Below are 16,743 nucleotides of genomic sequence, written 5' to 3' on the forward strand. Positions count from 1 at the left end.
TGCAGACCTACATCTAGTTTAGCACAGGAGTTGCTTTTATCTGAAGATATTCCCTCCACCTGCAGAGCAGGTGGTTTATTTTTACTGTGACACAATAAAACAGAGCAATCAGAATCAACGATCCTGATCACTCTGTTTTATGCTCATTGCATTATTTCATCGGCGCATGATAATGTCATCCCGTCCCGGTCCATTGGAAACCATGGAGATAGGAGCCTCAATCTCCTTTTCCACGAACTCGATATACTTACGGCAGTTCTCAGGAAGGTCCTCATACTTCCTGATTCCCCGGATATCGCACTTCCAGCCCGCAAGCTTGGTAAGTACAGGTTTTGCCTTTTCCAGCCTGGCTGTGGTGGGGAAATCCCTGGTTACCTGGCCATCGATCTCGTACCCTACACATACCGGCACCTCATCCAGGTATCCCAGCACGTCCAGCACGGTGAACGCCACCTCCGTGGTGCCCTGGATCCGGCATCCGTACCTGGTAGCCACGGCATCAAACCAGCCCACACGCCTTGGGCGGCCTGTGGTTGCGCCATACTCTCCGCCGTCTCCTCCGCGGTGTCTCAGCTCCTCGGCCTCATCCCCGAAGATCTCGCTTACAAAAGCGCCTGCTCCCACTGCGCTGGAATAAGCTTTTACAACCGTGGTGATATCCTTGATCTCATAGGGAGGTATTCCTGCTCCGATTGCTCCGTAAGCAGCCAGTGTGGAGGAAGATGTAACCATGGGATAGATACCGTGGTCCGGATCCTTAAGGGAGCCCAGCTGTCCCTCCAACAGAACCTTCTTTCCCTCTCTGATGGCCTCATACAGATATGCGGAGGTGTCGCACACATATGGCTCGATCATGCCGCGGTAGCTTAAAAGTTCATTGTAGATCTCCTGGGGATCCAGAAGGGGCTTATGATACAGGTGCTCCAGCAGCACATTCTTCTGCTCGCACACCCTGTATGCCTTTTCCTTTAAAAGCTCCTGGTCAAAGAGTTCACTGACCTGGAAACCGATCTTTGCGTATTTATCTGAATAAAAGGGAGCAATGCCCGATTTTGTGGAACCAAAGGACTTGCCGGCCAGGCGGGCTTCCTCATAGGTGTCAAACAGCACATGGTACGGCATCAGGATCTGGGCCCTGTCGGAAACCAAAACCCTGGGCTTTGGAACGCCTCTGTCCACCAGTGCCTGGATCTCATTCACCAGATATGGGATGTTAAGCGCCACACCGTTGCCGATGACACTTGTGGTGTGCTGGTAAAACACTCCGGATGGAAGAAGATGAAGGGCAAATTTGCCATAGTCGTTGATAATGGTATGACCTGCATTACTTCCGCCCTGAAAACGTACTATAATGTCAGATTCCTTGGCAAGCATGTCTGTGATCTTGCCTTTTCCTTCATCGCCCCAGTTAGCGCCTACAATTGCTCTGACCATACTAAAATCCTCCTTCGGGTATCTCCCGTACATGCTCATTAAAAAACAATAATTACTTTACTACATCATGCGTTATAAGTAAAGACGTTCTTTATTATGATTCCCATAATGACTACTTATACCCATCTGAGACTAGAGCGTGTTTTGCGGGAATGAATTTTCACGCGCTCTAATGTAAGATCCCGTTTTCATCCATTTTCTGTCCTGTTATCATCTCCAGTAGTTTTCGCCCGGGCATGGAGATCAGGCCGGATTCCCCTGTCACCACACAGATATGGCGGGAAGGCATCTCCATGTTGAATTTCAGTTCAAACACATCCCCTGCATCCACGGCATCTCTGGCAAACCCTTCCATCACGCATCCCACTCCCATGTTGCGCTTTGCAAACTGCACGATCATGTCACTGATCGCCAGCTCAAACTCCGGCTTCAGTTCAATCCCCTGCTTTAAAAGGAAATCATCCATAAAAGTCCTGGTGCTGGTATTTTTTTCCAGAAAAATACAGGGCAAGCCGGAGAGGGCATGGTAATCCAGGATCTTCCCTTTGAGTCCGCTGAAACTGTTGCCTGCAATAAAAACGTTCCGTATGGCTTTTACCGGAATCTGGTTCATGGTTCCCCTGCACTCACAGGGCGTGGTCACCACCCCAAAATCAATCTTCCCCTCCTCCAGGCTTTTTATGGTTTCCGGCGTGGGGGCATTGGATACATTCACTTTGATTTTGGGATACTCTTTGTGAAACTCCTCCAGATATGGAAGCAGGAAAAATTGCAGCGTCATATCACTGGCACCGATCCGCACTTCCCCCATATCCATGCCGAGCACGCGTTCCACCATCTTTTCCCCCTCCAGAAGGCTCTCCACTCCCGCTTTCACGTAGCGGTACAAAAGTTCTCCTTCCTTTGTGAGCTGAACCCCTTTTGAGGTGCGCAGAAACAGTTTGATGCCGGTTTCCTTTTCCAGCTGCCGCACAGCCTGGCTGACCGCCGGCTGGGAAATGCACAGCTGCCTGGCCGCCGCGGTCAGGCTTCCGTGGGCGCACACATAATAAAACACTTTATAGTATTCCAGATTTACATTCATCCATTCCTCTCCTTCCAATGGAATCCTTTTAGCATCCATTTTCAGCAACACGCGTATCCTGATTCAACTATACCATTCTTCCATTTTAACCACAATACCAAGATTGGGTCACGCTAAGGAAACAAACTGATGCGGATCCACTTTCACATCATACGGCAGCACAGCCGGAAACCGGTCCGCCGCCAGCATTTGCTGACCCTGCGCCCCTGTTTCCGGCTGTGTATTGTATTATATCACTGGTGGGGCCTACACATTGATCTCAGCCCGCATTCCCAGCTCGTCCGCATTTTCTGACAGGATCGGGGAAATGACCTCCTCCAGAAATTCCTCCACCTGCCTGGGTGAACGGCCCACGTACCGGGACGGATCCATGGCTGCCTTCAGATCATCCGGTGAAAGGTTAAAGGCCGGGTCAGCTGCGATCAGCTCCAGCAGATTGTTATCCAGCCCCTTTTCCTTTACATTCCTGCCTGCTTCCATGGACAGCTCCCTGATCCTCTCGTGAAGCTCCTGGCGGTCTCCCCCTGCCTTTACCGCATCCATCATGATATTCTCCGTTGCCATGAAGGGAAGTTCGGCCATCAGGTGCTTTTCGATCACCTTGGGATACACCACCAGACCGTCCACCACGTTCAGATAAAGGTCCAGGATACCATCGATTGCCAGGAATCCCTCGGGAACGGAGAGACGCTTGTTGGCGGAATCATCCAGCGTTCTCTCAAACCACTGGGTGGATGCCACCAGCATGGGATTCATCATGTCGCTCATCACATAGTTTGCCAGTGAGGCGATGCGCTCACTGCGCATGGGGTTGCGCTTGTACGCCATGGCCGAGGAACCGATCTGCTTTTTCTCAAACGGCTCTTCCACTTCCTTCAGGTGCTGGAGCAGGCGGATATCGTTGGAAAACTTGTGGGCGCTCTGGGCAATGCCGGCCAGCACGCTTATGACGCGGCAGTCGATCTTTCTGGAATAGGTCTGCCCCGACACAGGATAGCATCCCTCAAATCCCATTTTCTCGGCAATGCGCTGGTCCAGCCTGCGGCACCTTTCATGGTCTCCGTCAAAAAGCTCCAGGAAACTGGCCTGGGTGCCTGTGGTGCCCTTGGAGCCAAGCAGGCGCATGGAACGGATCACATAGTCCAGATCATCCAGATCCAGCTTCAGTTCCATCATCCACAGGGTGGCCCTCTTGCCTACCGTGGTGGGCTGGGCCGGCTGGAAGTGGGTGAAGGCCAGGGTTGGAAGATCCTTATAGTTATCGGCAAAGCGTGACAGCTCAGAGAGCACATTGAGCAGTTTTTTTCTCACCAGCTTCAGTGCTTCGGTCATAATGATGATGTCTGTGTTGTCCCCCACATAACAGGAGGTAGCCCCCAGATGGATGATGCCCTTTGCCTTTGGGCACTGCGTCCCGTAGGCATAGACATGGCTCATGACATCATGGCGTACTTCCTTTTCCCGTGCCTTTGCCACATCATAGTTAATATCCCGGGCATGGGCTTTCAGCTCTTCAATCTGCTCATCCGTGATCCCCAGTCCCAGCTCCTTCTCGGTCTCAGCCAGGGCAATCCATAGACGCCTCCAGGTCCTGAACTTCATATCCGGTGAAAAGATATACTGCATCTCCCTGCTGGCATAGCGCTCGGAAAGAGGGCTTACGTATCTGTCTGTGTCACTCATGTCATTTCCTCCATATTCAATCATTTCGTGGTCTTTATCTTATCATAACAGGGGCCTGTATTCAACTGCTGTTTACTTTTCGTAGGTTCCCCTGATGTCTGCGGAAGGCGGTTCTATGGGATAAACACCGTTAAAGCAGGCCATACATACGGGCTTTCCGGCCGCCATCTCATGAAGGCGTTCTGTCTGTAAAAAGGAAAGGGAATCCGCCCCTATGATCCTTCGTATCTCATCCACCGTATGTCCATGGGCGATCAGCTGGTCCTCCGATGGAATATCCGTGCCGAAATAGCAGGGATGCAGAAAAGGCGGCGCGCTGATGCGCACATGGACCTGGATGGCGCCGGCGTCCCTGAGCATGTTCACGATCAATGCACTGGTCGTGCCCCGGACAATGGAATCATCGATCATGATCACCCGTTTTCCGGCCACCGCTTCCCTGAGCACATTCAGCTTAATGCGCACTGCCGATTCCCGGCTGCTCTGCTTGGGTTTTATAAAGGTGCGTCCCACATAGGAATTCTTTACAAACGCAGTTCCGTAAGGGACCCCGGATTCCATGGAATAGCCCAGGGCAGCGCCGTTTCCGGATTCCGGAACCCCTACCACCAGGTCTGCCTCCACAGGTGCATCCATGGCCAGGAAACGGCCCGCCTGGATCCTGGCATGGTACACGCTCACCCCGTCAAAGACACTGTCCGGCCTTGCAAAATAGATATACTCAAAAATGCATCTGGCCTCTCTGGCGGGATCCTTGGGACACATCTCCCGGTCGGACACGATCCCGTCCTTTGTGATGGTAACGATCTCCCCGGGTTCCACATCCCGGACAAACTCCGCTCCAATGGTATCCAATGCGCAGGTCTCAGATGCCAGTATATAGGCATTGTCCCGCTTACCGATACACAGAGGCTTAAAACCAAAGGGATCCCTTGCTCCTATGAGTTTTCGCGGGCTCATGATCACCAGGGAATAAGCGCCCTTCAGTTTCTTCATGGCCAGGGACACGGCGCTCTCCACACTGGGGGTGTTCACCCTGGCTCTGGCAATATGGTAGGCAATGACCTCAGAGTCAATGGTGGTCTGGAAAATGGCTCCCGTGTACTCCAGTTCATGGCGCAGCTGCGGTGCATTGACCAGATTTCCGTTATGCGCCAGGGCCAGGGTGCCTTTTATATAATTGAGCACCAGAGGCTGCGCATTCTCCCGGGTACTGCTGCCCGCCGTGGAATACCGCACATGTCCTACCCCGATGTTGCCGTGCATCTGTTCCAATATTTCTGTGGTAAATACCTCATTGCAAAGGCCCATGCCTTTGTGTGTGCCCACCTTCCCCTTTGGTCCCTGTGTATCGCTTACCGCGATCCCGCAGCTTTCCTGCCCCCTGTGCTGCAGGGCAAACAGCCCGTAATAGATCGTAGATGCCACATCATTCCCATCAAAATCATATATACCAAAAACCCCGCACTCTTCGCGCAGCTTGTCTGCCCCAATATCAAAGTCCATCTGATTCTGATCCATGAAGTCATGTCCCTTTCTCTTCCTATGTCCATCGGTTCACGCTGTTAAAGAAGGTAACGCCTGGGTATCAGCCCAGGCGTTATATGTAAATTGATTACTGGATACCCAGTCTGCGGAAAACTTCCTCATAGGCATCCTCTACATTGCCCATGTCCCTTCTGAACCTGTCCTTATCCAGTTTCTCATGGGTGTCCTTATCCCAGAGGCGGCAGGTATCAGGGGAAATCTCATCGGCAAGGATCACCTTTCCGTGGTAACGTCCAAATTCGATCTTAAAGTCGATCAGGTCAATGTTCAGACCGCCGAAATATTCCTGAAGTACTTCATTTACCAGGAATGCATATCTGGTGATATCATCAATCTCTTCCTGGGTTGCAAGGTCCAGCGCCAGCGCATAGTAGCTGTTGATGAAAGGATCTCCCAGATCATCGTTCTTGTAGCTGAATTCCAGGGTGGGGCATTTGAACTTGATCCCCTCCTCCATTCCCATCTTCTTGGCAAAGCTGCCTGCGGAATAGTTGCGGATGATTACCTCCAAAGGTACGATCTCAACCTTTTTCACAACCGTCTCCCTGTCGTTTAACTCTTCAACCAGGTGGGTGGGTACTCCCTTTTCTTCCAGCTTCTTAAAGATAAAGTTTGTCATGCGGTTATTGATAGCGCCCTTACCTACAATGGTTCCTTTTTTTAATCCGTTGAATGCCGTAGCGTCATCCTTATAGGATACGATCAATAAATCCGGATCCTCGGTTGTATAGACTTTTTTAGCTTTTCCTTCATAGAGCATCTCTTTCTTTTCCATGGGTATCCACCTGTCCTTTTCTTTTATTCATATGGTTACGTAGATATAGATTTATAAGCTGACGCTATAAAAGAATACCATTTCAGAAGAAATTATAATACAATATGAATATGAATACAAGCAGGACAATCATTAAAATTCCTAATGAATTCTTTCTTCCCAGCTAATCACTCCCTGATTCCTCATAGGTCCGGACCCTGAAAATAGTGAAACTTCCGTCCTCCAAACGAAAGTTCAGCCCTGTTTTTACCGTAGGCTCCCCTTCCCGGAACATGTCTCCGCCTGTAACACGTTCCTCAATGATATGGAACCCTGTCATATCCTTAAGGATTAAACCAATATATCCCCCTTTGTAAATCCCCCACATGACTCCGCCTGCCGCCAGAAAAAGCAGCCCCCGGCGCATGGCCTGTTTCCCGGGTCCCCGCTCCCTTTTACAGAGTTTCAGCCTCTTAGCCCACCCTTTCACAGCCTGGCGCCTGGCAAAACGGATTCGTACCCCATTAACATAATACAACAGCCTCATCTGCAGTTATTTCCCCCATAACTTTTATGGACTCATTATAATTCAAACCGCACCGGGCCGCAAGACCAAAAGACCAAATGGACCCTTTCCTGGCCTCACCGGCTGAGAAAGGGTCCTCTTTGTATTCACCGCCATATACTCTTTATATTATCGTGTAGCCTCTGTGGTGGATGTGTTGGTGGTTGACTCAGACATGTTGCCTGATTCACCTGTGATGTCCTTAACGCCGTTGCCTACGTCATCCACACCCTTCTCCACATCATCTACAAGTCCATCGATAATGCCCTCATTGGTCTCTGCAGAACCGGACATACCGCTCTCTGCCCCAGTGGTAGAGGTGGCTGCTGATGAGGAAGACTGGCTGGTACCTGTCGTGGACTGGGTCTCGTTATTACTGCTTCCACAGGCCGTAACAGATAAAACCATGACTAACAGTAACATAGCTAAGATAGCAGGTCTGATTTTTTTCATAATCGCATTCTCCTTTCGATTTCTATCTTTATTATGTGCGTTTCGAGAATAGATTATGGTGGAACATCCTGCCATCTATGGAATTAAATGTAAAAATGCAGCTAATCAGAGCCGGACCACATCCGCCATGGTGTAAAGCCCGGGACCCTTGCCTGCCAGGAACTTGGCCGCTTCCAGGGCCCCCTTGGCGAAAATAGCCTTGGAATAAGCCGTATGGCTGAATGTCACCACCTCATCCCTGCCCGCAAATATCACATCATGCTCCCCTACTATGGATCCGCCTCTGACAGCGCTGATCCCAATCTCTTTGGGGCTGCGCTTTTCCCGCTTCCCGCTTCTGTCATAGACATATTCATAGGAATCCCCCATGGCTCCATTCATAGAGTCGGCCAGGGCAATGGCAGTGCCGCTGGGGGCATCCATCTTCTGGTTATGGTGCTTTTCCACGATCTCAATGTCAAAGCCGGAACCAGCCAGCACTCTGGCGGCGTCCTGGACCAGCTTAAGGAGCAGGTTGACGCCCAGGGACATATTGGCTGAACGCAGTACAGCCGCACTGGCGCTGGTCCTCTTTACAGCCGCAAGCTGTTCCTGGGAAAGTCCCGTGGTACACAGGACCACCGGGGTCCCTGTCTCGGCGCTGAATTTTAAAAGCCCGTCCACCGCTTTTGCGGATGCAAAGTCCACGATCACGTCCGCGCTTACATTGCATTCCCCAAGGGAGGTAAATACGGGATAGCCGCAGTCTGTTCCCTGGCGCAGGTCAATGCCTGCCACGATCTCAATGTCCTTGTCATCTGCTGCAAGGCCTGTTATCACCTGGCCCATGGCCCCGTTGCAGCCGTGCATTATCATCCTGACCATTTATCTTACCGTCCTTTCTTAACTGTCTTACAGAATGCCGTAGGCGATCATGGCCGCTCTCAGCTTCGCCTGGTTCTGAGGCTCCATCTCAGTTAGAGGCATGCGCATGGGTCCCACATTCTTCCCCATTATGTTCATGGCCGCTTTAACGGGAATGGGGTTTACCTCGCAAAACAGTTCTGTGATCAGAGGGATCGCAGCCAGCTGAAGTTCTGCGCTGCGCTTTACATCCCCGGACAGATAGGCTGCGCAGATATCGTGGGTCTGGCGGGGCGCCACATTGGATAAAACTGAGATAACGCCCTTTCCGCCCAGGGAAAGGAGGGGCACGATCTGGTCGTCATTGCCTGAATACAGGTCCACTTTGCCATCGGACAGGTTCATCAGGGTGGCGATGGCTGAAAAATTGCCGCTGGCCTCCTTCACTCCCACAATATTATCCACCTCCTTGCAAAGGGTGGCGATGGTCTGGGGAAGAATGTTCACGCCTGTTCTTCCCGGTATATTATAAAGAAGGACCGGAATCTTTACCGCGTCCGCAACCGCCGTGAAATGGGCCATAAGCCCTTTCTGCGTGGCCTTGTTATAATAAGGGGACACCACCAAAAGCCCGTCAGCCCCCCTGCGCTCAGCCTCACCTGAAAGATAGACCGCCGTCTCCGTACAGTTTGAACCTGTTCCTGCAATTACAGGAACCCGCTTATTGGATACCTTGCACACATATCCGATCACATCCAGGTGCTCCTCATGGGACATGGTGGAAGCCTCTCCCGTGGTCCCACAGGCAATGATGGCATCTGTGCCTCCTGCGATCTGCTCCTCCACGATTTCCTCCAGCTTCTCATAATTCACTTCCCCATTTTCCTTAAACGGTGTGACCAGCGCAACACCTGCTCCTTCAAAAATAGCCATACTTTTATTCTCTCCTTTTTTCTTGATTCAATCACAGTATGCTTCCCTTCCCGTAAAAACCATTCACAGCCATGTTCCCAGAAAAGCTGTGCCAGAATAGCAAAAAAGAGCTGAGGTAAATGTCAGCCCTTCCCATGCGTTTCAACTTCGCACTACTGCGAATCCACGTTCTTTGGTAGCTCTCCATCCACCCGGATGACAGTCACATGGTTGTTCACCATGTGCCCAGAAGGATAACTGATTCAGGCGTTCTCCTTCTTCGGCGTCTTTCCCTTTCATCAAACCCTCCCCTGTGCCTGCCACATCGGGCTTGATTACTCTTGATCAACGCAACCTCTACTCTATGATTGTTGGTATTATATTATCATCCCCTGAGGAGGATGTCAACAGGAAATCCCGGGTATTACACCCATTTCCCATTACTGCTCATATCTGGTTTGGATCTTGGTGATCTCATCCACATAAGGGTCCAGTGTCTGGGGATATACATTCCCGGTGAGGATCAGGCGTATCTCGGACTGCCTGGCCTGACTGATCAGATTACACAGCTCTTCCTGCGTGATCACTCCCTCATCCAGGATTCCCAGGATCTCATCCAGGATCAGAATATCACATTCGCCCGTAACCAGGACCTTTTTCGCAAAATTGATTCCGTTGCGGATGCAGATCCTTGCCTCTTCCTTTTCTTCCTCTGACAGCTGATTAAAGAAGACAGGCGATTTCTCAAATCTAAAAATCTTGAATTCCGGCTCCAGACGCTTTATGATCTCCATGTTATCCATATCCATGGAACCCTTTAAAAACTGTACCATGATTACATTGCTGCCCTTGGTCAGCGCACTGATTCCCCTGCCGATCGCACTTGTTGTCTTACCCTTGCCTGGCCCGCAGATAACCTGTATCATGCTTTCTTTCATCATCATGCACCTCATGCTTTATTCGCTTTTTCTTCTGAATGGTCTGTCATTCATAGACTTCGCTCATAATAGCATAGTTTGAACAACTTTGCAAATATTTCTTACATCTTCCGAAAGATTTTCCAAAGAGATTCAAAAAAATCAGGCTTCATCGCATTCCAGTTTACTGATGGAAACTTCATAGGCAATGCGCTTCTCACACTCGGTTTCAGAGAGTTTTTTCGTGTACTCCCTGCTCTGTACGCGTCCCCAGACCCGCACCCTTGCGCCCACCTCAAAGCTGGACGCAAACCGCGCATTGCGGCCCCAGCTGATGCAGGGTATGTAATCAGATTTCCCATAGGGACGGTTTACAGCCAGCAGGATATCGGCAATCTCACGGCCCAGAGGAGTTTTTCGGTAAATTGGCGGTTTGCAGATATAGCCGTCCAGGAATATCTGGTTTGTTTTTGTGTAGTCCGTAAATTCTTCCAGGAAATGGACCTCCCTGACAAAGATGGACAGCATCAGCCTGTTCTTGACGCCCTCGTGACGGTTGTAGGAGCGGAACTGTCCAAGAGCCTCAATGGTGTTACCCGTATAGTCCTGATGGATATCCAGAAGGCGTTCCGACACCATAAGCGGTATGATATCAGCCTGCTCACTCAATCTGTTCACAGCAACATCTACCATATAAAAGCCTTCTCCAAATACCTCGTGGCTAAAGGTAAAGCCTGATACAATCTCACCAATAACGCTTACCTTGTTGTTTTCGATCATTTTTTCTGACATAGTACATCTCCTCTTCGCTTCTTATAAATTCTCATTTTGCCGTTTTATGTTTTTTATCCTGTTTATGCTTGCTTTTGTACGGCACATTGATAGTTTATGAGGAGATTTACCATAATAGACCAAAAAAACAGGCGATTCCCGCCAGAACATTTCGACAGGAATCGCCTTTTGTGTTTAAAATTGTCGTTTTTTACTTCTTAAAGGACGCCCTTTTACGCATGGTGGGATCCAAAATCTTCTTACGGATCCTAAGGCTTTCAGGGGTTACCTCCAGCAGTTCGTCCGTATCAATAAAATCCAGCGCCTGCTCCAGGCTCATGATCTTGGGCGGTGTCAGCTTCAGCGCTTCATCTGCGCTGGAGGAACGGGTGTTGGTCAGCTTCTTGGTCTTGCAGACATTGATCTCAATGTCCTCCGCCTTGGGGCTCTGTCCCACGATCATACCGGAATACACTCTTGTTCCCGGTCCGATGAACAGGGTTCCCCTCTCCTGTGCATTAAACAGGCCGTAGGTAATGGCTTCCCCTGCCTCAAAAGCGATCAGGGAACCGGTCTGGCGGTAGAACAGGTCACCCTTGTACTCCGCATACTCATCAAAGATGGTGTTGAGGATACCATTCCCCTTCGTATCTGTCATGAAATCACCGCGGTATCCGATCAGTCCCCTGGACGGAATGGAGAATTCCAGACGGGAGTAGCCGCCGGCTGCCTGGCTCATGCCCTGCAGGGCTCCCTTGCGGCTGGTAAGCTTCTGGATAACCACACCTGTGTATTCCTCAGGGACATCCACATATGCCAGTTCCATGGGCTCTAATTTGCGGTTTCTCTCATCATATTTGTACAATACCTCTGCCTTGCTCACCGCAAACTCAAAGCCTTCCCGGCGCATGTTCTCAATGAGCACGGACAAATGCAGCTCGCCTCGTCCGGACACCTTAAAGCAGTCGGCGGAATCCGTCTCCTCCACGCGAAGGCTTACATCGGTGTTCAGCTCCCTGAACAGCCTGTCACGCAGATGGCGGGAAGTGATGAACTTTCCTTCCTGTCCTGCCAGCGGGCTGTCATTTACCATGAAATACATGGCAATGGTGGGCTCGGAGATCTTCTGGAACGGGATCGCGTCCGGATTCTCAGGGGAACAGATGGTATCCCCAATATGGATCTCGGCAATGCCGGATATGGCCACAATGGAGCCCACAGACGCCTCCTGTACCTCCACGCGCTTCAGTCCGTCAAACTCATAGAGTTTTCCTATCTTGATCTTTTTAAATTTGTCAGGATCATGGTGGTTCACCAGCACGCATTCCTGATTCACCTTAAGACCGCCGTTGTCGATCTTTCCAATGCCGATACGGCCCACAAATTCATTATAGTCGATCGTACTGATCAGCACCTGGGTATCTGCCTCAGGATCGCCCTCCGGGGCCGGTATGTGCTCAATGATGGTCTCAAACAGGGGACTCATGTCCATGTTCTCATCATTCATATCATATCTTGCAAATCCTCCCCTGGCGGAGGCATAGATAAAGGGACAGTCCAGCTGCTCATCAGAGGCGTCCAGATCCATCATCAGTTCCAGGGTCTCATCGATCACCTCTGCGGGACGGGCCTCGGGCCTGTCGATCTTGTTAATGCACACAATGACAGCCAGATCCAGTTCCAGCGCCTTCTGGAGCACGAACTTAGTCTGAGGCATGGGACCCTCATAGGCATCCACAACCAGAACAACCCCGTTCACCATCTTGAGCACACGCTCCACCTCACCGCCAAAGTCGGCATGGCCTGGCGTATCGATGATGTTTATTTTTGTATCTTTATAAAATACAGCCGTATTCTTGGACAGAATGGTAATGCCGCGCTCCCGCTCGATGTCGTTGGAATCCATCACGCGCTCCTGAACCTCCTGGCCCACACGGAATACGCCGCTCTGCCTTAACAGCTGGTCTACCAATGTTGTTTTGCCATGGTCTACATGGGCAATGATAGCGATATTTCTTACATCTTCTCTTTTCATCTTCATAGTGATTACTCTTCCTTAATTATATATGCATTGGTTCACGTCTACAGCCACGGTTTTATAGTATAGCATTGCTATTTACAGATTGCAAGGGCTTTTGACGGAAAATACAGGCTGTACAGGCATTTTCCGTTAAAAAACAATCAGTTCCCCCTGTCCCATGCCATAGTATACCTCGTCCACTTTCTTTATATGGGCACGTCCGCTGGTTCCCTCCGTGATCTGGGACCGGAAGCGCCCTTCCTCTGATACGGGCACAAGAAACACAAAAACCACCTTGTCCGTGTACTGCACATCCAATGTGTCCATGCCTGCCTGGGCTGCAATGTACTGTATTTTCCCGGAACCATTATAATCAGTCGTCACTTCCAGACGGACCGCCAGCTTTTTTTCCACGATCACACAATCCTCCAGGCCTGCCTTGACCGCTCCCGAATAGGCCCGCACCAGTCCGCCCGTGCCCAGCAGGGTTCCCCCAAAGTACCTGGTTACCACGGCGCATACGTCATGAAGGCCCTCCCCTGCCAGCACATCCATCATAGGCTTTCCCGCTGTCTGTGACGGTTCCCCGTCATCGCTGCACCTGGCTGTCTGCCCCCTGTCTCCTATGATATAGGCAAAACAGTGGTGCCTTGCATCCCAGTATTTTTTCCGTATCTCCTCCACAAAGGCCAGGGCCTCCTCCTCGCCGGACACCGGCCTTATGTCTGCTATGAACCTGGATTTCTTCTCCACCAGCTCTCCGCTTCCGCCTTGATACACGATTTTGTAACTCTCTACCACTTCTGTTGCTCCTTTGCCATGTTTTGTGGACAAGCTTCCCCACAATCCGACCTGTTTCCGCCTGTTTTTTATCATAATATAGAAAAGCGGCGATGGCAAGGCAATATTTAAACCTTTTCATTTTTACAAAACTGGTGTATAATCTACAGGATAAGCTTACCCTCAGTGGACAAGGGTAGACATTACTTGAATAAAGGAGAATCTATGAACTATGGTAAGTACGAGACGGAGCGCAGGCTTAAGTCTCTCCACTCCAAATCAGGCAAATACGCCTCGCGGCTTTTCCTTAATATCTTTAAGGCCCTGTTTGTCCTGTGTTTGTTTTTAGCAGTAGTGGGTGCATCCATCGGTTTTGGTATGGTTAAGGGCATCATTGACAATGCCCCGTCCGTAGATATTTTAAACATTCAGCCCGACCGCTTTGCTACCACTGTCTATGACGCGGCGGGCAATCTGACCGATACCCTGGTGACCAGCGGTTCCAACCGCGAATCGGCCACTTATGATGAATTGCCCCAGAACCTGGTCAATGCCTTTATCGCCATTGAGGACTCCCGTTTCAGGAGCCATAACGGCATTGATATCCGTTCCATTGCCCGTGCCGTGCGGGGCGTGATCAGCGATGATTATGCGGGCGGAGGAAGTACCATTACCCAGCAGCTGATTAAGAACAATGTGTTCTCCGGCGGTATGGAATCCGGATGGGGCGCCAAGATCGAGAGGAAGCTGCAGGAGCAGTACCTGGCCGTCCAGCTGGAGAAAAACTCCGGGATGAGCAAGGAGGAAACAAAGAACCTGATCATCACCAACTACCTGAACACCATTAACCTGGGCAACAATACCCTGGGTGTCAAGGTAGCTGCCAAGCGCTATTTTAATAAGAATGTCTCCGACCTGACCCTCTCCGAGTGCGCGGTGCTGGCATCCATTACCAAGAATCCGTCCAAGCTCAACCCTATCTCCGGCAGGGAGAACAATGCGGAGCGGCGCAAGATCGTGCTCCAGTACATGTATGACCAGGGTTTTATTTCAAAAGAGGAGCAGGAGGAAGCCCTGGCGGATGATGTCTATGACAGGATCCAGAATGTGGACACGGCTACCAAGGAGAGCAATACCCATTACAGCTATTTTACGGACGAGCTCATTGAACAGGTGATTTCCTCCCTGATGGAAAAGCTGGACTATTCGGAAAGCCAGGCCAGCAACCTGCTGTATTCCGGCGGACTTCAGATCTACACCACCCAGGACCCTGACCTGCAGGCCATTGTAGATGAGGAGATCAACAACCCGGACAACTATTCGGCTGCCAAGTACTCCGTTGAATACAGGCTTTCCGTGACCCATGCGGACGGCAGTACCCAGCATTACTCTGAGGAAAACTTAAAGACCTTCCACAAAACAGAACTGGGCAATCCTTCCTTTGACGGCCTTTATAAGACCGAGGAGGCAGTCCAGGCAGATATCGATGCGTTCAAGGCCTGGCTGTTAAAGGACGGGGATGAGATCATCGGTGAACGGCAGAACCTCATCCTTCAGCCCCAGACCTCTTTTGTGCTCATGGATCAGCATACAGGTGAGATCAAGGCCCTTTGCGGCGGCCGCGGCGAGAAAAAGGCCAGCCTTACCCTAAACCGTGCCAGCAACGTATACCGCCAGCCCGGTTCCGCCTTTAAGGTCATCTCAGCCTTTGCACCGGCCATGGATGCCTGCGGCGCCACCCTGGGAACCGTGTACTATGACGCTCCCTACACCATCGGGACCAAAACCTTCAGGAACTGGTGGAATAAAGGGTATGGGTTTGTGGGCTACCACAATATCCGTGACGGCATCATCTACTCCATGAACATTGTGGCCGTAAGGACCCTGATGGAAACCGTTACTCCCCAGCTGGGCATCGAGTACGCGGAAAATATGGGCATCTCCTCCCTGGTCAAGGATGACCTGGGCGCGGCAACCGCCCTGGGCGGACTTACAAAGGGCGTGTCCAACCTGGAGCTGACCGCTGCCTATGCTTCCATTGCAAATGCGGGTGTTTACACAAAACCACGTTTCTTTACAAAGATACTGGACCACAACGGCAAGGTGCTCATAGATAATGAACCGGAAACCAAGCAGGTATTAAAGGATTCCACCGCCTTCCTTTTAACAGATGCCATGTCAGAGTCCATGAAGAGCAACCGGCTGTTTGCACGGTCGGGGATCTCCATCAACTCCACCAGTACAAGGGCTGCCCTCACAGGCATGTCCGCAGCAGGTAAAAGCGGTACCACCACTGCCAACAATGATGTGTGGTTTGTGGGATATACCCCCTATTATACGGCAGGAATCTGGGGCGGATGCGACAGCAACCAGAAACTGAGCAACGGAAACGGAGGCACCAGCTTCCACAAGGACATCTGGAGAAATATTATGAACCGTGTCCACAATGGAATGTCGGATCCCGGCTTCACCATCCCGGACAGCATAGAGACGGCGGAGATTTGCCGCAAGTCAGGGAAACGTGCCGTTGCAGGCGTATGTACGGCTGACCCAAGAGGCAACGCGGTGTACACCGAATACTTTGCAAAGGGCACAGCTCCCACCGAGGTATGCGACAAGCATGTGGCCGTGACCGTGTGCGCTGAATCAGGCATGCGCCCAACGCCCTACTGCCCCACTAAGACAACCCGTGTGTGCATGGCGCTCCCGGACGGTGAAAATGATGCCACGGATGATTCCGCATTTGCCATCCCGGGCTACTGCCCCATCCACACCGATGTGTCCACCATCATTAACCCCAATCCCGATGAGTCTGGCGGCGATGGTCCTGTGGTGACCCCCATTGGACCAGGATACCAGTCCCCCACCTCCCCATCCCCTACAACCGAAGGGTATGGACCGGGTAATATCCCATATTAAGAACGCAATAACAGCCGGAAACAAAGCTGCGGGCCATAACCATCTGGCGGCAGCTCCCCG

General features: G+C 51.1%; 14 protein-coding genes and 1 riboswitch. Of the genes, 1 reads left to right on the forward strand and 13 read right to left on the reverse strand.

The genetic code is table 11. The features are described 5' to 3' along the window. Positions 1-156: 156 nt before the first annotated feature. From ABID13_RS00005 to ABID13_RS00065, 13 genes are all read right to left on the reverse strand, one after another. The gene (locus ABID13_RS00005; RefSeq protein WP_007864087.1) at positions 157-1,434 is read right to left on the reverse strand and encodes an adenylosuccinate synthase; all 1,278 of its coding nucleotides are present in this window, start codon (positions 1,432-1,434) and stop codon (positions 157-159) included. A 169-nt stretch (positions 1,435-1,603) separates the two neighbouring features. Next, entirely contained in the window at positions 1,604-2,518 is a 915-nt protein-coding gene (locus tag ABID13_RS00010; RefSeq protein ID WP_045093260.1) for a LysR family transcriptional regulator, read from the reverse strand. 246 nt (positions 2,519-2,764) lie between these two features. Continuing rightward, positions 2,765-4,201 carry an adenylosuccinate lyase gene (gene purB / locus ABID13_RS00015; RefSeq protein WP_048930678.1) on the reverse strand — a complete coding sequence of 479 codons (1,437 nt, stop codon included), beginning with the start codon at positions 4,199-4,201 and terminating at the stop codon, positions 2,765-2,767. Positions 4,202-4,273: 72 nt separating this feature from the next. Continuing rightward, positions 4,274-5,722, reverse strand: coding sequence for an amidophosphoribosyltransferase (purF, locus tag ABID13_RS00020; RefSeq protein WP_007864080.1), 1,449 nt, complete (start codon positions 5,720-5,722; stop codon positions 4,274-4,276). A gap of 94 nt (positions 5,723-5,816) precedes the next feature. Further along, on the reverse strand, positions 5,817-6,524 hold the full coding sequence (gene purC / locus ABID13_RS00025; RefSeq protein ID WP_007864078.1) for a phosphoribosylaminoimidazolesuccinocarboxamide synthase: 708 nt from the start codon (positions 6,522-6,524) through the stop codon (positions 5,817-5,819). A 163-nt stretch (positions 6,525-6,687) separates the two neighbouring features. Further along, positions 6,688-7,050, reverse strand: a complete 363-nt coding sequence (locus tag ABID13_RS00030) for a hypothetical protein (protein ID WP_048930677.1) — start codon at positions 7,048-7,050, stop codon at positions 6,688-6,690. A gap of 147 nt (positions 7,051-7,197) precedes the next feature. Then, on the reverse strand, positions 7,198-7,521 hold the full coding sequence (locus tag ABID13_RS00035; protein WP_007864073.1) for a hypothetical protein: 324 nt from the start codon (positions 7,519-7,521) through the stop codon (positions 7,198-7,200). A gap of 105 nt (positions 7,522-7,626) precedes the next feature. Next, complete coding sequence (gene dapB, locus ABID13_RS00040; RefSeq protein WP_040416635.1) at positions 7,627-8,385, reverse strand: 4-hydroxy-tetrahydrodipicolinate reductase; 759 nt, start codon at positions 8,383-8,385, stop codon at positions 7,627-7,629. Positions 8,386-8,412: 27 nt separating this feature from the next. Further along, the gene (dapA, locus tag ABID13_RS00045; RefSeq protein WP_007864067.1) at positions 8,413-9,297 is read right to left on the reverse strand and encodes a 4-hydroxy-tetrahydrodipicolinate synthase; all 885 of its coding nucleotides are present in this window, start codon (positions 9,295-9,297) and stop codon (positions 8,413-8,415) included. A gap of 168 nt (positions 9,298-9,465) precedes the next feature. Continuing rightward, positions 9,466-9,644: riboswitch (Lysine riboswitch) on the reverse strand. Between the two features lie 72 nt (positions 9,645-9,716). After that, positions 9,717-10,217: a cob(I)yrinic acid a,c-diamide adenosyltransferase gene (locus ABID13_RS00050; RefSeq protein ID WP_007864066.1), complete on the reverse strand. Its 501-nt coding sequence runs from the start codon at positions 10,215-10,217 to the stop codon at positions 9,717-9,719. Positions 10,218-10,355: 138 nt separating this feature from the next. Beyond that, a complete protein-coding gene (locus tag ABID13_RS00055; protein WP_007864064.1) occupies positions 10,356-10,985 on the reverse strand; it encodes a single-stranded DNA-binding protein in 630 nt (209 codons plus the stop codon). Between the two features lie 190 nt (positions 10,986-11,175). Beyond that, entirely contained in the window at positions 11,176-13,005 is a 1,830-nt protein-coding gene (typA, locus tag ABID13_RS00060; RefSeq protein ID WP_045093263.1) for a translational GTPase TypA, read from the reverse strand. 129 nt (positions 13,006-13,134) lie between these two features. Then, positions 13,135-13,785 carry a YigZ family protein gene (locus ABID13_RS00065; RefSeq protein WP_007864062.1) on the reverse strand — a complete coding sequence of 217 codons (651 nt, stop codon included), beginning with the start codon at positions 13,783-13,785 and terminating at the stop codon, positions 13,135-13,137. Between the two features lie 204 nt (positions 13,786-13,989). Here ABID13_RS00065 and ABID13_RS00070 point away from each other — a divergent pair, with 204 nt between their 5' ends. Next, a complete protein-coding gene (locus tag ABID13_RS00070; protein ID WP_007864058.1) occupies positions 13,990-16,683 on the forward strand; it encodes a transglycosylase domain-containing protein in 2,694 nt (897 codons plus the stop codon). Positions 16,684-16,743 lie beyond the last annotated feature (60 nt).

Source organism: Enterocloster citroniae (assembly GCF_040545455.1).
GTDB classification, from domain to species: domain Bacteria; phylum Bacillota; class Clostridia; order Lachnospirales; family Lachnospiraceae; genus Enterocloster; species Enterocloster citroniae.

What these genes read in the sequence shown, in the direction of transcription:
- ABID13_RS00005 (WP_007864087.1), bottom strand. Translation starts at nt 1,434, where the DNA reads ATGGTCAGAGCAATTGTAGGCGCTAACTGGGGCGATGAAGGAAAAGGC.
- ABID13_RS00010 (WP_045093260.1), bottom strand. Translation starts at nt 2,518, where the DNA reads ATGAATGTAAATCTGGAATACTATAAAGTGTTTTATTATGTGTGCGCC.
- purB (WP_048930678.1), bottom strand. Translation starts at nt 4,201, where the DNA reads ATGAGTGACACAGACAGATACGTAAGCCCTCTTTCCGAGCGCTATGCC.
- purF (WP_007864080.1), bottom strand. Translation starts at nt 5,722, where the DNA reads ATGGATCAGAATCAGATGGACTTTGATATTGGGGCAGACAAGCTGCGC.
- purC (WP_007864078.1), bottom strand. Translation starts at nt 6,524, where the DNA reads ATGGAAAAGAAAGAGATGCTCTATGAAGGAAAAGCTAAAAAAGTCTAT.
- ABID13_RS00030 (WP_048930677.1), bottom strand. Translation starts at nt 7,050, where the DNA reads ATGAGGCTGTTGTATTATGTTAATGGGGTACGAATCCGTTTTGCCAGG.
- ABID13_RS00035 (WP_007864073.1), bottom strand. Translation starts at nt 7,521, where the DNA reads ATGAAAAAAATCAGACCTGCTATCTTAGCTATGTTACTGTTAGTCATG.
- dapB (WP_040416635.1), bottom strand. Translation starts at nt 8,385, where the DNA reads ATGGTCAGGATGATAATGCACGGCTGCAACGGGGCCATGGGCCAGGTG.
- dapA (WP_007864067.1), bottom strand. Translation starts at nt 9,297, where the DNA reads ATGGCTATTTTTGAAGGAGCAGGTGTTGCGCTGGTCACACCGTTTAAG.
- ABID13_RS00050 (WP_007864066.1), bottom strand. Translation starts at nt 10,217, where the DNA reads ATGATGAAAGAAAGCATGATACAGGTTATCTGCGGGCCAGGCAAGGGT.
- ABID13_RS00055 (WP_007864064.1), bottom strand. Translation starts at nt 10,985, where the DNA reads ATGTCAGAAAAAATGATCGAAAACAACAAGGTAAGCGTTATTGGTGAG.
- typA (WP_045093263.1), bottom strand. Translation starts at nt 13,005, where the DNA reads ATGAAGATGAAAAGAGAAGATGTAAGAAATATCGCTATCATTGCCCAT.
- ABID13_RS00070 (WP_007864058.1), top strand. Translation starts at nt 13,990, where the DNA reads ATGAACTATGGTAAGTACGAGACGGAGCGCAGGCTTAAGTCTCTCCAC.